15 protein-coding genes are annotated in these 16,982 nt (G+C 74.9%); 9 read left to right on the top strand and 6 right to left on the bottom strand.

Going from position 1 to position 16,982, the window contains the following annotated elements:
• Nucleotides 1–50 precede the first annotated feature (50 nt).
• A complete protein-coding gene (locus ACPPVS_RS13335) occupies nucleotides 51–3,545 on the top strand; it encodes a glycosyltransferase family 2 protein (protein WP_426592738.1) in 3,495 nt (1,164 codons plus the stop codon).
• On the top strand, nucleotides 3,542–5,149 hold the full coding sequence (locus ACPPVS_RS13330; protein ID WP_426592737.1) for a DUF5719 family protein: 1,608 nt from the start codon (nucleotides 3,542–3,544) through the stop codon (nucleotides 5,147–5,149). Before ACPPVS_RS13335 ends, ACPPVS_RS13330 begins: the two co-directional genes overlap by 4 nt.
• A 24-nt stretch (nucleotides 5,150–5,173) precedes the next feature.
• Here ACPPVS_RS13330 and ACPPVS_RS13325 read toward each other — a convergent pair whose 3' ends face one another.
• Both ACPPVS_RS13325 and ACPPVS_RS13320 read right to left on the bottom strand, forming a co-directional pair.
• A complete protein-coding gene (locus tag ACPPVS_RS13325; protein ID WP_426592736.1) occupies nucleotides 5,174–6,022 on the bottom strand; it encodes a glycosyltransferase family 2 protein in 849 nt (282 codons plus the stop codon).
• 12 nt (nucleotides 6,023–6,034) lie between these two features.
• Nucleotides 6,035–6,532 carry a metallopeptidase family protein gene (locus ACPPVS_RS13320; protein WP_426592735.1) on the bottom strand — a complete coding sequence of 166 codons (498 nt, stop codon included), beginning with the start codon at nucleotides 6,530–6,532 and terminating at the stop codon, nucleotides 6,035–6,037.
• Nucleotides 6,533–6,608: 76 nt separating this feature from the next.
• Here ACPPVS_RS13320 and ACPPVS_RS13315 point away from each other — a divergent pair, with 76 nt between their 5' ends.
• From ACPPVS_RS13315 to ahcY, 6 genes are all read left to right on the top strand, one after another.
• A complete protein-coding gene (locus ACPPVS_RS13315; RefSeq protein ID WP_426592734.1) occupies nucleotides 6,609–6,974 on the top strand; it encodes a DUF3499 domain-containing protein in 366 nt (121 codons plus the stop codon).
• A gap of 148 nt (nucleotides 6,975–7,122) precedes the next feature.
• Nucleotides 7,123–7,257 (top strand): hypothetical protein, encoded by a 135-nt coding sequence (locus tag ACPPVS_RS13310; protein ID WP_426592733.1) that lies wholly within the window; start codon nucleotides 7,123–7,125, stop codon nucleotides 7,255–7,257.
• 16 nt (nucleotides 7,258–7,273) lie between these two features.
• The gene (locus ACPPVS_RS13305) at nucleotides 7,274–8,758 is read left to right on the top strand and encodes a phosphomannomutase/phosphoglucomutase (RefSeq protein ID WP_426592732.1); all 1,485 of its coding nucleotides are present in this window, start codon (nucleotides 7,274–7,276) and stop codon (nucleotides 8,756–8,758) included.
• Nucleotides 8,755–8,961, top strand: a complete 207-nt coding sequence (locus ACPPVS_RS13300) for a Trm112 family protein (RefSeq protein ID WP_426592731.1) — start codon at nucleotides 8,755–8,757, stop codon at nucleotides 8,959–8,961. The genes ACPPVS_RS13305 and ACPPVS_RS13300 overlap by 4 nt, the downstream gene beginning before the upstream one ends.
• The gene (locus tag ACPPVS_RS13295) at nucleotides 8,961–9,893 is read left to right on the top strand and encodes a cation diffusion facilitator family transporter (RefSeq protein WP_426592730.1); all 933 of its coding nucleotides are present in this window, start codon (nucleotides 8,961–8,963) and stop codon (nucleotides 9,891–9,893) included. The genes ACPPVS_RS13300 and ACPPVS_RS13295 overlap by 1 nt, the downstream gene beginning before the upstream one ends.
• Nucleotides 9,894–10,038: 145 nt before the next feature.
• Complete coding sequence (gene ahcY, locus ACPPVS_RS13290; RefSeq protein WP_426592729.1) at nucleotides 10,039–11,520, top strand: adenosylhomocysteinase; 1,482 nt, start codon at nucleotides 10,039–10,041, stop codon at nucleotides 11,518–11,520.
• A gap of 15 nt (nucleotides 11,521–11,535) precedes the next feature.
• Here the strand turns inward: ahcY and ACPPVS_RS13285 are convergent, their stop codons facing one another.
• On the bottom strand, nucleotides 11,536–12,348 hold the full coding sequence (locus ACPPVS_RS13285) for an RDD family protein (protein WP_426592728.1): 813 nt from the start codon (nucleotides 12,346–12,348) through the stop codon (nucleotides 11,536–11,538).
• 98 nt (nucleotides 12,349–12,446) lie between these two features.
• Between ACPPVS_RS13285 and ACPPVS_RS13280 the strand changes: the two genes are divergently transcribed.
• Nucleotides 12,447–13,436 (top strand): stage II sporulation protein M, encoded by a 990-nt coding sequence (locus ACPPVS_RS13280; RefSeq protein WP_426592727.1) that lies wholly within the window; start codon nucleotides 12,447–12,449, stop codon nucleotides 13,434–13,436.
• Between the two features lie 4 nt (nucleotides 13,437–13,440).
• Here ACPPVS_RS13280 and ACPPVS_RS13275 read toward each other — a convergent pair whose 3' ends face one another.
• From ACPPVS_RS13275 to ACPPVS_RS13265, 3 genes are read right to left on the bottom strand one after another with little or no spacing between them, the layout of a single operon-like run.
• A complete protein-coding gene (locus ACPPVS_RS13275; RefSeq protein ID WP_426592726.1) occupies nucleotides 13,441–14,592 on the bottom strand; it encodes a winged helix DNA-binding domain-containing protein in 1,152 nt (383 codons plus the stop codon).
• A 33-nt stretch (nucleotides 14,593–14,625) separates the two neighbouring features.
• The gene (locus ACPPVS_RS13270) at nucleotides 14,626–15,918 is read right to left on the bottom strand and encodes a DUF58 domain-containing protein (protein WP_426592725.1); all 1,293 of its coding nucleotides are present in this window, start codon (nucleotides 15,916–15,918) and stop codon (nucleotides 14,626–14,628) included.
• Between the two features lie 19 nt (nucleotides 15,919–15,937).
• Nucleotides 15,938–16,927 (bottom strand): AAA family ATPase, encoded by a 990-nt coding sequence (locus tag ACPPVS_RS13265; RefSeq protein WP_426595982.1) that lies wholly within the window; start codon nucleotides 16,925–16,927, stop codon nucleotides 15,938–15,940.
• Nucleotides 16,928–16,982: the final 55 nt, after the last annotated feature.

The following is a 16,982-nucleotide window of genomic DNA, read 5'->3' as shown; positions in this document are numbered from 1 at the left end:
GGCGTGTCGCTCCCGGGCTCGCGCGGGCGCTGCCGCACCATGTTCCGAGCATGACTGACACGCTCCAGCCCGTGGACGTTCCCACGGCCACCTCCGCCACACCGGTGACGACGCCGGTGTCCGCGGTCGTCGTCACCCACGGCAGCACCCGGTATCTCGAGACGACCCTCGCCGCGCTCGCGGCGCAGACGCGTCGGCCGCTGCGGGTCTTCCTCGTCGACGTCTCACGGGTGCCCGACGAGACCGTCGCCCCAGCGTTCCACCGCGCGTTCGACACCGAGACTGCGGGCGGTCCGACTCCCTCCCTCCACCTCGTCCACGCGCCCGACGCCCGCACGTTCGGGCATGCCGTGCGACGCGCGCTCGCGAGCGAGGTCGGACCCACCACCAGCTGGCTGTGGCTCCTGCACGACGACAGCGCGCCGGCGGAGACTGCCCTGGCCGAGCTCGTCCGAGCCGTGGGTCGCGCGCCGTCCGTGGCGGTCGCCGGCGTCAAGCAGCGCACGTGGACGGATCCCGAGCGGCTGCTCGAGGTCGGCCTGCGCACGTCCCGCTCCGGTCGCCGCATGACCGACGTCGAGCCGGGCGAGCTCGACCAGGGGCAGCACGACGGTCGCGACGACGTCCTCGGGGTCGGTCTGGCCGGCGCCCTGGTCCGGCGCGACGTCTGGGACGACCTGCGCGGCACGGACCCGCTGCTCGGGCCGTTCGGCGACGGCTTCGACCTGTCGCGGCGCGCGCGCCTGGCCGGCCACCGCGTCATCGTCGTGCCCTCGGCCGTGGTGCGGCACGCGCAGGCGGGCTACCTCGGTCTGCGGGACGACCCGTCGACCCCGCCGACCGATCTCGACGGGGACGGCGAGGACGACGCCGCCGACCCGCGCCGCTCGTTCGACGCCCGCCGACGCGCGCTCGTGCACAGCCGGCTCGTCGCCGCGCCCATGCTGCTCGTGCCCGTCGTCGCGGTCCTCGCGCTGGCCGGCGCGCTCGTGCGCTCGCTGTGGCAGCTGGCGGCCAAGCAGCCGGGACTCGCGGTCGACGAGCTGCGGTCCGCCGTCGTCGCGGTCCTGCGTCCGGCCGGCGTGGTCCGTGCCCGGGCGCGCGCCACGCGCACCCGGCGGCTGCCCCGGCGTGCGCTGCGCCCGCTGCAGGCCGGCTTTCGCGACGTGTGGGCCCAGTCGCGCGACCGACGCCTGGCGCGGGCCGAGGTCCGGCGCGTCGTCCAGGCGCCCAGCGAGCTCGAGCTGCGGGAGCTCGCAGCCCTGGCCACCAAGCGCCGCACGACCCTGGCCGTCCTGGTCGGCGGGCTCGCGATCGTCTCGGCCGTGGCCCTCGGCTCGCTGGTCGCCCCGGTGGCCGGCGGCGCGCGGCTCGTCGGCGCTGCGCTCCTGCCGACCACCGCCCGGCTCGGCGAGCTCTGGAGCGCCGCGACGTCCGGCTGGGTGTCCGGCGGCCTCGGCACGGCCGGCCCGGCCGACGCGCTGCTGACCGTCCTGGTGGCACCGACGGCGGCCACCGGCGGGTCCTCGGCGGCCGCCGTGGGTCTGCTGCTGCTCGGTTCCGTCCTGCTCGCCGGCGTCGGCGCCTGGGCCGCGGCGGGCGCGGTCACCCGCTCCGTCGGCGTGCGCGCGTGGGCGGCGGTGGTCTGGGCGGCCGCTCCGGCGCTGCTGCTCGGTCTCGGGTCGGGCCGGCTCGGTGCCGTGGTCGCGCACGTGATGCTGCCGTGGGTGGGCCTCGGCCTCGCCCGTGCGGTCGGGGTGCAGCGGGTCGACCAGGTGCTGTCGGGGATCGCGACGGCACGACGTGCGGACGACGAGGACCTCGATCCGGACGGTCCCGCGCTCGCCGCCGAGGTCCCTGCCCCCCGTGAGGCGACCGACTCCGGGCAGACTCCGGTCGTAGCTCCCCTCGACGCCCGGGTCGGTACCCCCGACCCGACGGGCTCGATCGCCGCCGCTGCCGGTGCGGCGCTCGCGTTCGCGGTCGTCGTCGCGGGTGCGCCCGTACTGCTGGTCCCCGGCGTCCTGGCGCTCTGTGTCGTCGCGCTGTGCGCCCCTCGGCGCCGCGGTCGCGTCCTGCTCGCAGCCGTCCCGGCGGTCGTCCTGCTCGCCCCCGCGCTGCTCGAGGCGGCCCGACGCGGCCTGCCCGGCTGGCGCCTCCTCGTCGCCGACCCCGGGCTGCCCGCGGCGTCGCAGGCGGCGGACCCGCTCGGCCGCCTGCTGGGCGTCCCCGCCGACCCCGCCTCGCTCGTCGGCACCGGGCTTCCCGCAGGGGTCGTCACCGTCCTGCCGCTCGCGCTCGGTGCGGTGGTGCTGGCCCTCGCCGTGCTTGCGCTCCTGCGCGGCGCACCGGTGGCGCGCGCGGTCCGCGGCGCGTGGATGGTCGCCGTCCTCGGGCTCGCCACCGCGACCGTCGTCGTGGCGGTCCCCGTCGCGGTGTCCGACGGGTCCCTCGTCCGGGGCTGGGCCGGCCCGGCCCTCTCGCTCGCGGGTGCCGGTCTTCTTACCGCGGCGCTCATCGGCACGGACCGGCTGCGCGAGCGCCTCGGGCACTACTCCTTCGGCGTCCGCCAGATGCTCGCGGCCCTGCTCACGGCCGTCGCCGTCGTGGTGCCGGTGCTCTGGCTGGGCACGTGGACCTGGCAGGCCCGGACCGGGGACGCGGTCGCCCTGCACACGCAGGACGGGGTCGTCGTGCCGGCCGTCGGTCAGCAGGCGCAGCAGTCCCCGGCCGCGTCGCGCGTTCTCGCCGTCAGCGCGGTGCCCGGCGACGGCGGCGAGCCCACCGCGACCTGGCAGCTCATGCGCGGCGACGGACCGGCGCTGGTCGACCAGGCGGCCGCGGTCTGGACCCGCACGGTCGACGGCGACCTGACAGATCCCACCGCGAGCCCGGCGGACGCCGCGACGCACGAGGTCGACGCGCTCGTCGCGCGGCTCGCGACGGCGGCGAGCGGCGACGTGGCCGCCGACCTCGGCTCGCTCGGCGTCTCCGACGTCCTGGTCCCCGTGCTGCCCGACGACGCCGCCGACAACCCGACGGCGCAGACGGCGCGCGACGAGCTGGTCAGCCGGCTGGACGCGACGGCCGGCCTCCAACGCGTCACCGCCAACACCGCGGGCACGCTCTGGCGTGTCCAGGCATCGGCCCCCGGCGCGGGCATCGCGGCTCCGGACGTGGTGACCTCCTGGGCCCGGGTGCTACCCGCGGACCCCGCGGCCGAGGCCGTCGCGGTGCCCTCGGCCGACCGCGCGATCGACACGACCGTCGCCGCCGGTGACACCGGTCGACGGATCGTCCTGGCCGAGCGGGCCGACCCGCACTGGCACGCCTCGCTGGACGGCGAGCCGTTGCGGGCCGTGCAGGACGGCTGGCGGCAGAGCTTCGACCTCGGTGCCGGGGGCGGCCATCTCGTCGTCGGCTACGTCAGCCCGGACCGCACCCCGGTGCTCGTCCTGCAGTCGCTCGTCCTGCTCGTGACCCTGCTGCTCGCGGTGCCGGTCCGTCGGCGTCGCGGCGGCCGCACCTGGAGCGGACGCTCATGACGGAGACCTCGCGTTCGCGCGTCTGGCTCGGTCGGACGGCCCGCGCGGCCTCCGGCCTCGTGGCGCTGGGCCTCACCGTCGTGGTGGTCGCCGCGGGTACCCGGGCCCCGGCTGCGGACGACTCGACCGTCGCTGCGACACGGGTTCCCGTCCCGCCCTCGGCAACCACGCTCGTGTGCCCGGGACCGCTGATACTGCCCGACGACACGGGTCGTGGGGACTCCGCGTTCGACCCGACGCCGGTCGCCCCGATCAGCACCCTCGCGGCGCTGACGGCGTCGCCGAGCGGTGCCGGTACGGTCGCGCCGCTGGACGGGTCGACCACGTGGACGGCCTTGAAGGCCGGCGGTGACGCGATCAAGGTCCCCTCCGTGGCGGGTCCGTCCGTCGTGCGCGTCCAGCCCACCGAGGTCCCCGCGCGGGTCGCGGCCACGGGCAGCGGGCTCGTGACCGCCGGCGACCTGCGGGGTCTGGCCGCGGCTTCCTGCCAGCTGCCGGCGGGCGACGCGTGGCTGCTCGGCGGCGCGACGGACCTGGCCAGCACGGCCCAGCTCGTGCTGGACAACCCCGGGACGACACCGGCCGAGGTCGCGCTCGAGGTGTGGGGACCGAACGGCGTGGTCGACCTGACCGGTGAGCGGTACCTCGTGGCTCCGGGCGCCGAGAGGGTGGTGTCGCTCGGGGGCATCGCCGCGGAGCAGCGCCGGATCGGCGTCCACGTCGTCGCGACGGGCGGCCGGATCGGCGCGCACGTCCAGGACTCGGCGCTGGACGGCTTCACGCCCGGCGGCACCGAGCTCGTCGTGCCGGGCGTCGCGCCGGCGGCGCGCCAGGTGGTGCCCGGCATCTCGGTGGTCGCCTCGACCGTCGACGACCCGGACGCGCCGCTGCTCCGGCTCCTCGCGCCCGGCGGCATGGCGACGACCGCCAAGGTCACGCTGCTCGGTCCCGCCGGCGTCTACGAGCTGCCCGGCGCCGACTCGGTCGCGCTGGGCGCGGGGGAGGTCACGGACGTCCCGCTCGGCGGTCTCCCGGCGGGCTCCTACACCGCCGTCGTCGACGCGGGTCAGCCGGTCCTCGCGTCGTCCGTGATGACCCGACCGGGCTCGATCGGTGAGCTCGACGACCACCCGAGCGTCGAGCGTGCGTGGGCCGCGACGGCGCAGCCCGGTGGGGGCGCGGCCGCGCTGCCCCCGGGCACGCAGGGCACGCTCGTGCTCGGTGCCGTGTCCAGCGCCGCGGACGCGTCCGACGGCGGGTCGGCCACCGGCCACCTGCGGCTCATCGGCGCCGGCGGGGCGGTGCTCGCCGAACGGACGATCCACATCCCGGCCGGCACCACCAGCTCCTGGACGCTCGACGAGCTCGCGGCGGGCACGGGCGACGTCGTGCCCACCGACCCGGCCGCGGTGCCGGTGCCGCGGGCCGGCGTGCTCGGCGTCGACCTGGCCGTCGACGGGGGTGCCGTCACGCTCGCCTGGGCGCTCGTCGCCGAGGTACCGAGGGCGGACGGGACGCTCTTCTCGGTGCTCGACCCGGTGCCCGCGGGGCACACGGCGCCCGACGTGCCGGTCCGCGAGGACGCGCGCCTCGGGACCCGCTAGGCGCCCCACGCGAGGGACGCCGCCCTACGCGGCTGCGCGCAGCTCCGACCGTTCGCGCAGGCGCAGCCCGAGCACGGTGGCCTGGCGCACGGGCCACTGGTACCAGCGCGGGTACCGGCGTGCGACGTACCGTGCGGCGCTCGTGTGGTGCGCGGAGATCATCCGTGCGGGCTTCGCACGCCAGGACGTCCCGCCCACGTGCGTGACGCGCGCCTGCGGGACGTAGAGGTTGGTCCAGCCCGCGCGGCCCAGGCGCTCGCCGAGGTCGACGTCCTCGAAGAACATGAAGTAGCCGTCGTCGAACCCGCCGACGGCCTCGAACGCGGTCCGGCGCACGAGGAGGCAGGCGCCCGAGAGCCACCCCGCGGCGCGCTGACGGCCGGCGCTCTCCTGCTCGGCCCGGTACTGCCGCGTCCACGGGTTGCCGGGCCAGATCCGCACGAACAGCGCGTGCCCGGCGCCCTGGGCCAGCGACGGCAGGGCCCGCGCCGACGGGTACACCGTGCCGTCGGGGTTCAGCAGCGCCGGTCCCGCCGACCCCGTGCGGGCGTCGGCATCCGCGCTGGCCACGAGGACGTCCAGCGCACCGGGCTCCCACTCGAGATCGGAGTTGGCGACGAGGATCCACGGCGCCTCGCACCCGTCGGCCCCGGCGTTCGCACCGCCGCCGTAGCCCAGGTTCGCGCCGGTGACCAGCAGCCGTGCGCCGTGCTCGTCGGCGACGGCCCGCGAGACGCTCTGGTCGGTGCCGTTGTCGACGATGACCAGCTCGACCGGTTCGGCGGACGCGGTGGCCAGGGTGCGGGCGAAGGTCGCGAGCTCGTCGCCGGGGTGGAAGACGACGCAGACGACACGGACGGTAGGCGGGCTCATCGTCCGGACAGGCTAGTGCCCGTCGCGATAGTCCGGGTCCACGTCGTCCGGGGACCGGCCGAGCAGGTGCGCGACCTGCTCGACGACGACGTCGCGGACGAGGTCCGCCATGTCGAACGGGTCTCCCGCCCGCGACTCGACCGGGCGACGGTAGATGACGATGCGGGCGGGCAGCCCCGCGTCCGAGGGGAAGTAGCGACCGAGCGGGACCCCGCCACGCTCCCAGGGAGCCGGGTTGGACGGCGGGACGTCCTCCACGGCGAACTCGGTGCCGGACAGCTGCTTGGCCCAGTGCCGCTCGATCCGCTCGACGGCGTCGAGCACGAGGTCGTCGAACCGCTCGGCCCGGGTGCGGTAGGCGGGCATGGAGCTGGGCAGGAGCGGCCCGCGCGGTCCGCGGCCCCGCCGGTCGCGGCGGCGCACCGGCTGCACGGCGACCGACGGCTGTGCCATCGTGCGCCGACCCGTGCCGGCTGTCCGGCGCGCGGGGGGCAGGGGTGCGGGGCTCACCCCTGAACTCTAGATCGACCGTCGACGTCGGCGTGGGGGAGCGCGGCGTGTCGGGACCCAGGGGTACCGTCAGCCCGTGAGATCTGTGAGGCAGTGCACGCGCACGGCGTGCGGCCGTCCGGCGGTTGCGACGCTGACCTACGTGTACGCCGACTCGACCGCCGTCCTCGGGCCGCTGGCCCAGCAGGCGGAGCCCCACTCGTACGACCTGTGCCTCGAGCACGCGGAGCGACTGACGGCCCCCCGGGGCTGGGAGGTCGTCCGCCTCACCCCCGAGTTCACGCCCGCGGCCCCGAGCCGGGACGACCTCCTTGCCCTGGCGGACGCGGTGCGCGAGGCGGGCCGGCCGCCGCAGGAGGAACCGCTGCCCGAGGCCGTCGGTGCCGTCCTGGCCGAGGCCCCGCGCCGCGGTCATCTGCGCGTGCTGCGCGGTGAGGGCTGACGTGGCTCGTCGCAAGGGGGACGCGGCTCGCGCGCGGGCACAGCAGGCGTCGGAGCCGCTCGGATCGATCAGTCAGCCGAATGGCCCCGCGGTACCGGGAACCGAGGCGTGCCTGCGCTGCGGCGAGACACAGCTCACGCGGATCCGTATGGCACTGACGTCGGGCAAGCAGGTGCTCTTCGTCTCCTGCCCGGCCTGCGAGCAGCGCAACTGGTTCCCGCTCGAAGGCAACGGCACGCCGCTGTCGCGGGACGAGGTCATGGGCGGCGACGGCGAGCAGTAGCAGGCCGCCGGGTAGCATGACGCCCGTGACCTCCCCTGCAGCTGACCGTGTCGATCTGTCTGCCCTGATCAAGGCGTATGACGTCCGGGGCGTCGTCCCCGAGGAGCTGAACCCGACGGTCGCGCGCGCGATCGGCGCCGCGTTCGCCGACGTCGTCGTGATCCCCGAGCACCCTGCGGAGACAGTCGGCCGGCCGCGGGTCGTCATCGGGAACGACATGCGCCCCTCCGGTCCCGAGCTCGTCGCGGCCTTCGCCGAGGGCCTCGCGCTGCGTGGCGTCGACGTGATCCGGATCGGTCTGGCGTCGACCGACGGGCTGTACTACGCGTCGGGTGCGCTGGACATCCCCGGCGCCATGTTCACCGCGAGCCACAACCCCGCGCAGTACAACGGGATCAAGCTCTGCCGCGCCGGCGCGCGCCCCGTCGGCCAGGACAGCGGCCTGTCCCGGGTCCGCGAGCTGGCCGGGGACTACCTGGCGAGCGGCGAGATCCCGCTGGCCGGGCCCGAGGAGGTCGGCGACGTCACCGAGCAGGACATGCTCGCGGACTACTCGGCGTTCCTGCGCTCACTGGTCGACCTGTCCGCCATCCGGCCGCTCAAGGTCGTCGTCGACGCCGGCAACGGCATGGGCGGCTTCACGGCGCCGGCCGTGCTCGGCACCGGTGCCGGGCTGCCGCAGCTGCCGCTCGACGTCGTGCCCCTCTACTTCGAGCTCGACGGCACCTTCCCCAACCACGAGGCCAACCCGCTCGACCCGGAGAACCTGCGTGACCTGCAGGCGGCCGTCGTCGAGCACGACGCCGACCTCGGCCTCGCCTTCGACGGCGACGCCGACCGCTGCTTCGTCATCGACGAGCACGGCGACCCGGTCAGCCCGTCCGCGATCACGGCCCTGGTGGGGCTGCGGGAGGTCGCCCGCGAGCGCGCGGCCGGCCGCACGCCGACGGTGATCCACAACCTCATCACGTCGCAGGTGGTTCCGGACCTGCTCGGCGCGGCGGGTGCGACGACCGTCCGCACGCGCGTCGGGCACTCGTTCATCAAGGCCGAGATGGCGAGCAACGACGCCGTGTTCGGCGGCGAGCACAGCGCGCACTACTACTTCCGCGACTTCTTCTTCGCGGACACCGGGATGCTCGCCGCGCTGCACGTGCTGGCGGCGCTCGGCGGCCAGCCGCACCCGCTGTCGGCGCTGGCCGAGCAGTACCAGCCGTACTCGGCCAGCGGCGAGATCAACTCGACCGTGACCAGCGTGGCCGAGGCTCGCGGACGGGTGGTCGAGGCCTACGTCACGCAGCAGGGCGCCGGCCCCGTGGTCGTCGACGAGCTGGACGGGCTGACGGTGTCGCACTGGGACGGACAGCCGCAGTGGTGGTTCAACCTGCGCGCCTCGAACACCGAGCCGCTGCTGCGCCTGAACGTCGAGGCTGCCGACGAGGACATCATGGAGAAGGTGCGCGACGACGTGCTCGCCCTGGTCCGCCAGGACGCGTCGTGAGCGACGCCCCGCGCGTGCTCGAGCCCTGGGCCCGTGACCTGCTGCGCTGCCCGGTGACCGGCGCGACGCTCGTGGACGGCGTCGGCCCCGACGGCGAGCCCACGCTCGTCTCGACGGACCCGGAGAACCCGCTCGCCTACCCCGTGCGCGACGGCATCCCGGTGCTGCTCGTCGACGAGGGCGTCCCGGTCGCTCGCGGCTGATGGCACACGAAGGCGGCGGGACCCGGGCGATCCTGGCCGCGCTCGCGGCCAACCTCGGGATCGCGATCACCAAGTTCATCGCGTACCTGCTGACGCTCTCCAGCTCGATGCTGGCCGAGTCCGTGCACTCCCTGGCGGACTCCGGCAACCAGCTCCTCCTCCTGCTCGGGGGCAAGCGGGCCCGGCGCGAGGCGGACGTCGAGCACCCGTTCGGCTACGGCCGCGAGCGGTACGTCTACGCGTTCATCGTCTCGATCATCCTGTTCTCGCTCGGTGGCCTGTTCGCCCTGTACGAGGCGTGGCACAAGTGGCAGGAGCCGCACCCGATCACGGGTCGGTGGTGGTGGGTGCCGCTCGTCGTGCTGGGTGCGTCGATGCTGCTCGAGGGCTTCTCGTTCCGCACGGCGATCAAGGAGTCCAACCACACGCGCGGGACGCAGTCGTGGGTCTCCTTCGTGCGGACGGCCAAGGCGCCCGAGCTGCCGGTCGTCCTGCTCGAGGACTTCGGGGCCCTGATCGGCCTGGTGCTCGCGTTCCTCGGCGTCGGGCTCACCCTGCTCACCGACGACGGCCGGTTCGACGCGCTCGGCACGGCCGGCATCGGGACCCTGCTCGTGCTCATCGCGATCGTGCTCGCGATGGAGACCAAGTCGCTGCTCCTGGGTGAGTCGGCCACCGCCAAGGACGTGGATGCGATCACGGCCGCCCTCGTCGGACCGGGCGTCGCGTCGGTGATCCACCTGCGCACCATGCACCTGGGCCCGGAGGAGCTGCTCGTCGCGGCCAAGATCGAGGTCGACGGCGCCAGCAGCGCAGCCGACGTCGCGGCGGCGATCGACGCCGCCGAGCAGCGGGTGCGGGCCGCGGTCCCCATCGCCCACGTCATCTACCTCGAGCCGGACCTGCGTCGAGCCGTGGAGTCTCCCGCCTGACCTCCCCCCTGACGTGCGTGCGCGGCTAGCATGGCCGCGACGGCGTGGGTGATGCCCGCAGACCCAGAGGGGTCGCGCCGGCGTGAAGCACCCCCCAGTGGGGTCCTTCCGCTCTGCCCATCGCTGCGCACCCGTCAGGAGTGAGATGTCCACGTTCTCCGAGGCCCCGGGCCGGTACAAGGTCCGCGACCTGTCGCTCGCCGAGGCCGGTCGCCACCAGATCCGGCTCGCCGAGCACGAGATGCCCGGGCTCATGGCCCTGCGCGCCGAGTTCGGCCCCACCCAGCCGCTCGCGGGCGCCCGCATCGCCGGGTCGCTGCACATGACCGTCCAGACCGCCGTGCTGATCGAGACGCTCGTGGCGCTCGGCGCCGAGGTCCGGTGGGCGTCGTGCAACATCTTCTCGACGCAGGACGAGGCCGCCGCGGCCATCGTCGTCGGCCCAGCGGGCACCGTCCAGGCGCCCGACGGTGTGCCGGTGTTCGCCTGGAAGGGTGAGTCGCTGCAGGAGTACTGGGAGTGCACCGAGCAGATCCTCGTCTGGCCCGGCGGTGACGGCCCGAACATGATCCTCGACGACGGCGGCGACGCCACGCTGCTGGTGCACAAGGGCGTCGAGTACGAAGCGGCCGGGGCGGTCCCCGGCAACCCGCAGCCCGGCGACGCGGACTACTCGGAGGAGCTCACGGTCATCCTCGACACCCTGCGCGCCTCGCTGGCCGCCGACCCGCGGCGCTGGACCACGATCGCCGCCGAGATCAAGGGCGTGACCGAGGAGACCACCACGGGCGTGCACCGGCTGTACCAGCTGGCCGAGGCCGGCGGACTGCTGTTCCCCGCGATCAACGTCAACGACTCGGTCACCAAGTCGAAGTTCGACAACAAGTACGGCATCCGGCACTCGCTGCCCGACGGCATCAACCGCGCGACCGACGTCCTCATGGGCGGCAAGGTCGCGTTCGTCGCCGGCTACGGCGACGTCGGCAAGGGCGCCGCGGAGGCGTTCCGCGGCCAGGGTGCGCGCGTCATCGTCTCCGAGGTCGACCCGATCTGCGCGCTGCAGGCAGCGATGGACGGGTTCCAGGTCGCCCTCCTCGACGACGTCCTGGGGCAGGCCGACTTCTTCATCACGACGACGGGCAACAAGGACGTCATCTCGGCGGCCCAGATGTCCGTGATGAAGAACAAGGCCGTCGTCGGCAACATCGGGCACTTCGACAACGAGATCGACATGGCCGGCCTGGCCGCCGTGCCCGGCATCACGCGCACCGAGATCAAGCCGCAGGTGCACGAGTGGACGTTCCCGGCCGACGACCGACGCCCGGAGCGGTCGATCATCGTGCTCTCGGAGGGCCGGCTGCTCAACCTCGGCAACGCGACCGGCCACCCGTCGTTCGTCATGAGCAACTCGTTCTCCAACCAGGTGATCGGGCAGATCGAGCTGTTCACCAAGCCGGGCGACTACGCGCGCGAGGTCTACCGGCTGCCCAAGGTGCTGGACGAGAAGGTGGCGCGCCTGCACCTGGACGCCCTCGGCGTGCGCCTCACCGAGCTCACCAAGTCCCAGGCCGAGTATCTCGGGGTGGACGCGGCCGGCCCGTACAAGCCGGAGCACTACCGGTACTGAGGACGACTGGTCGACCTAGTCCACCGGGTCCGGGATGCCGTGCGGGAGCCGGTGCAGCTGCGTCGCCTCGACGGCATCCCGGTGCCTGGCGCGTTGGAGCGCCACAAGCTCTCGGTCGCGGCGCTCGGTGAGCACCGCGGCGAGGAAGGCCTCCGGGTGCGTGCCGGGCGGCGGGAGCGGGTTGACGTACTGCTGCATCTCGCCGCTCAGCCGGGTGCCCAGCTGCACGCGCGAGGTGGGGTGCAGGTTCCCCGACCGGCCGAGGAACTGGCGGGCGGACAGCGCCAGCCCGTCGGGCAGCCGCGCGATGTCCGCGGAGTGCGCCCAGCCCGCGAGCATGGGCGGCATCATCAGCGGTGCACGACGAGGAGCCGAGCCGCGGACGCGCACGGCGTACGTGCCGGCCAGGATGTCGCCCACCCGCTTGCCCTGCGGGTGCACCGTCGCCGTGATCAGGGCGACCGACCCGAGCGTCAGCCAGAGCTCGACGATGCCGACCAGCGCCCGCACGAGGGACTGCCGGAACACGATCGGCCCGCCGTCGTCGCGCACGATCCGGATGCCGAGCGCGAGCTTGCCCAGCGACCGACCGCGCGTCAGGGTGTCCACGGTCGTCGGGAGGATCACGGTGATCGTGGCCGCGACGACGACGGCCGTGATGCGGGCCGTGTGCTCGGTCGTCGACAGCACGCTCGTGAGCGGAACGAGGATCGCGAGCACGACGACGGCCAATAGAGCCAGGTCGATGAGGGCGGCGAGGAGCCGGACGGGTGAGGACGTGGAGCGCGCGTCGAGGACCACACCCTCGCCGATGACGATGCCGTCCATGCAGCCCCCATACGTTCGGCGCGCCCGGCGTGCACGCCACGTCCGGTCCTGCCGCAGAGTAGCCGCTGCGCGGGCGTCCCAGATGGCAGGCTGTGCGCATGGACCTTGACGCGTACGAGTGGGTGCGGGCCGGCGCGTGGGCGCGGCTCGACGAGCTCGCACGCCGACGGCGGTTGACCGGCGCCGAGGCCGACGAGCTCGTGCGGCTGTACCAGGCCGCAGCCACCGACCTGTCGGTCATCCGCACCAGCGCACCGGACCCGGTCACGGTCGCGCGGCTCTCGCAGCTCGTCGCCCGTGGTCGCGCGGCGATCGCCGGGTCGCACCAGGCGGGCTGGCGTGACGTCGCCCGGTTCGTCGTGGTCTCGCTGCCTGCCGCGCTGTACCGCATCCGCTGGTGGACGGTGGCCGTCGCGTTCGCCTTCGTCCTGCTGTCGACGGTGTCGGGGTGGTGGGTGGCCACCCAGCCCGACGCGCTCGCGCTCATGGGGACACCCGCCGAGCAGCAGCAGTACGTGGACGGCATGTTCTCGCAGTACTACGACCCGGGCGCCGGCTTCGCGGCGATGGTGTGGACCAACAACGCGTTCCTCACCGCGGTCTGCATCGCGACCGGCATCACGGGGGTCGGGCCCGTGTACTTCGTCGTCAGCAACGCCATCGGTGTCGGCTCGACGGGCGGCATGATGGCCGCGCACGGAGCGCTCGGCGTGTTCCTCCAGTCGATCGCCCCGCACGGGCTGCTCGAGCTGACCTCCGTCTTCGTCGCTGCGGCGGCCGGTCTGCGGATCTTCTGGACGTGGCTCGTGCCCGGGCCGCGCACCCGGTCGCGGGCGCTCGCCGAGGAGGGACGCTCCCTGATCACGGTCGCGATCGGGCTCGTCGGGACGCTGGCGGTCTCCGGGATGATCGAGGGTTTCGTGACCGGGTCGACGCTGCCGTGGGCCGTGAAGATCGCGATCGGCACGGTCGCCGTGACGTTGTTCTGGGTCTACACGATCGTGCTCGGCCGGCGGGCCGTGCGCGACGGCGAGACGGGCGACCTCGAGGCCGACCGCGCCGGCTACGTCCTGGCCATGGCCGGCTGACGCGCTACTCGACGACCACCCGGTGGCCGGCGGCGTCGTCGGCCATGAACCGGACCAGCTCCTGCGCCTCCGCCTCCAGCGGGCCGCGGTCCCGCGCCGCGACGGGCGCGAACGGTCGCACGACGAGGATCGCGGGCCCGCTGCGCTCACGGGTGACGGCCCAGGTGCCCGCCACGCGCCCGTCCAGCAGGAAGGTGGCGGGGATGACGCCGTTGGGTGACGCCAGCAGGCGGCGATGGGCGTCCGAGACGATCCTCGTCCGGTCGGCGTGGCCCAGCAGGACGTTGTCGTAGTCCGGCAGGAAGCGCACCGGTGCGGGGGTCGACGGGTCCGGCAGCGGGCCCTCGGGGACGTCGACCAGCTCGCGGAGGCGGACGCCGCCCGGTGCCGGGTCCGCCCGGTACCGCACCAGCCGGTCACCGAGGCGGTCGACGACGGCGCGCAGACCGGCGAGCCCCGACCAGCTCTGGACGTCCGCCACCGATGCGGGGCCGAAGGCGTGCAGGTACCGCAGGACGAGCCCGTCGAGCGCGAGCGCGCGCTCCTCCGGGTCGGCCAGGTCCGCGGACGGGGCGCCGAACCACGCGTCCGCGGTGGTCCACGTGGTCGCCCCCGACCGGCCCCAGACGCCCCGCGGCGGGACCTGGACGAGGGGCAGCGTGCCCCGGGCGGCGTACGCGAGCGTGCTGGGCGGGATGGCCGGCCAGCGCTCGGCGAGCAGGCGGCCCAGGTCCGTGGTCACCCGTGGCTCGGCCTCCACGAGCGCGCGCGCCTCGGCCGTCACCTCGGCGACGTCCACCGTCCGCAGGGCCGCCGCGTGCTGGACGTTGACCAGCAGGTCGCGGGCGTACAGGGGCTCGATGAGGGCGGGAAGGAGGAGCGCGTCCTGCGGCGTGACCAGGTGGATGGTGCCGCGCATGACGGCGATCCGGGTGACCGTCCGGGTCCAGAACGCGTCGCCCAGCTCGGCGTGCCGGAACCCGGCGACACGGCTCCACAGCCCGACGTACGGCGACCACGCGTTCTGTGCCTGCTGGCCCACGAGGTGCTCGACCACGTCGAGGGCCGGCCCGGCCCGGCGTTCCAGGAGGTGCTGGCGGGCGAGGAGCGCCCGGTTGAGCTGCGCGGAGGAGAGCAGGTCCCCGGGTACGGCCACCCGCAGAACCTATCGGCTGCCGCCGACAGCCCTTCAGAGCCGGCCGGCCGCCTTGAGCGCCAGGTACGTGTCGGCGAGCTTCGGCGCGAGGTGGTCGGGCAGGGCGTCGAGGACCTCGACGCCGCGCTGGCGCAGCCGCACGGCCACGGCGGCGCGCTCCAGGCCCACGCGTTCTGCGGCGGCGGCGTCGAACATCGCCGCGGCGTCCTGGCGGCCCCGGCGCAGCTCGTCGACCTCGGGGTCGGCCACCGACGCCAGGACGACCTGGTGCCGCTCCGTGAGCTGGCCGACGACACCGAGCAGCCCGTGCTCGACCGCGGCCGGGTCGAGCGCGCTGAGCAGGACGACGAGGGCGCGCTGGCTCAGCCGCTGCCGCACCTGCCCGACGACCCCGGGCCAGTCGGCCTCCACGAGCTGGGGTTCGGCCAGGGCGAGCGCGTCGGCGAACGCCGGCATGACCCGCGGACCTGTCTGGCCGGCCACCCGTCCCCGCACGGCACGGTCGTAGACGATCAGCTCGACCCGGTCGCCGGCGCGGGTCGCCAGCGCCGCGAGCAGGAGGGCGGCCTCGATCGAGGCGTCGATCCGCGGGGCGTCCAGGACCCGGACGGCCGAGGTCCGGGACGTGTCGAGGACGATCAGCACGCGGCGGTCGCGCTCCGGCCGCCACGTGCGCACGACCACGTCGGCGCGTCGGGCCGTCGCTCGCCAGTCGATCGAGCGCACGTCGTCGCCGATGACGTACTCGCGCAGCGAGTCGAACTCGGTGCCCGGGCCGCGGACCTGGACCGCGGCGCGGCCGTCCAGCTCGCGCAGGCGGGCCAGCCGGCTGGGCAGATGCTTGCGCGAGGCGAACTCCGGCAGGACCCGGAGCCGCCCCGGCACCGTCAACGACGCCTGGCGACCCGCGAGGCCGAGCGGCCCGGCCGTGCGGATCGTCACGAGGTCCGCGTGCGCGTCCCCGCGGCGGGTGGGCGTCAGCGTCGTCGAGACCCGTCGGCCGTCGCCCGGCGGGATCGTGATCCGGTGCCGGTTGTCGACCGCGCCGCTCGACGGCGGCCACGCGTCGCGCACCAGCGCTCGGAGCCGCCGCCGCCCGAGGTTGGTCAGGGTCAGCGTGGAGCGGGCGGGCTCGGTCAACCGGACCGAGGCGGGCACCTCGCGGCTGACGGCCACCTGCCGCGGCGACGCGGCGAGCACGACGTCCAGCGTGATCGCGGCGATCACCAGCAGGGTCCAGAGCAGAACGGTGCCCGTGGCGGGGAACAGGACGACCGCCACGATGCCCGCCGCTGCGAGCGCGACCGCCCGCCAGGTGACCGCCATCAGCTGTGCCCCGGCGCGCTCATCGAGGTACGGGCACCGACGCGAGGACGGTGTCGAGCACGCTCTCGGTGCTGACGCCCTCGAGCTCGGCCTCGGCCCGCAGCTGGACCCGGTGCCGGAGCGTCGGGTGGGCCAGAGCCTTGACGTCGTCGGGCGTCACGAAGCCACGACCCGAGAGCCACGCCCAGGCCCGCGACGTGGCCAGCAGCGCGGTGGCGCCGCGGGGCGAGACGCCCAGCGAGAGCGACGGCGACCGCCGCGTGGCCCGGCAGACGTCGACGGTGTACCCGAGCACCTCGGGGGAGATCTGCACCCGGGCGACCTCGGCGCGCGCGGCCGCGAGCATCGCGGCCGTCGCGACCGGCCGCACGCCCGCAGCCCGCAGGTCGCGCGGGTCGAAGCCGGCGGCGTGCCGGCGCAGCACCTCGATCTCCTCGTTGCGCTCGGGCAGGTCGAGCACGAGCTTGAGCAGGAAGCGGTCGAGCTGTGCCTCGGGCAGTGTGTACGTCCCCTCGTACTCGACGGGGTTCTGCGTCGCGATCACGAGGAACGGGTCCGGCAGCGGGCGCGGCGTGCCGTCGACCGACACCTGCCGCTCCTCCATCGCCTCCAGCAGCGACGCCTGGGTCTTGGGGGGCGTCCGGTTGATCTCGTCGGCGAGCAGCAGGTTGGTGAACACCGGACCCGCACGGAACGAGAACTCGGCGGTGCGGGCGTCGTAGACCAGCGACCCGGTGACGTCACCGGGCATGAGGTCCGGCGTGAACTGCACACGCTTGGTGTCCAGGCTCAGCGCCGCCGAGAGCGTGCGCACGAGCAGCGTCTTGGCCACGCCGGGGACGCCCTCGAGCAGCACGTGCCCGCGGCACAGGAGCGCGATGACGAGCCCGCTGACGGCCGCGTCCTGGCCGACGACCGCCTTGGACACCTCGGCGCGGACCGACGCCAGGGCCGCGCGCAGCTCCTGGGAGGGGCCGGCGGGGCGCGCGGCGGCGGGCGCCGCGTGCACGGCAGGGGTCGGTGCGGCGGGCTGAGCCGTCGGCGCCGGCGGTGCCCCGTACGGG

The organism is Cellulomonas sp. McL0617, assembly GCF_049994875.1.
Classification (GTDB): Bacteria; Actinomycetota; Actinomycetes; order Actinomycetales; family Cellulomonadaceae; genus Cellulomonas.
Note: the sequence above shows the minus strand (reverse complement) of the source record. Positions and strands in the feature narration are given on the sequence as shown.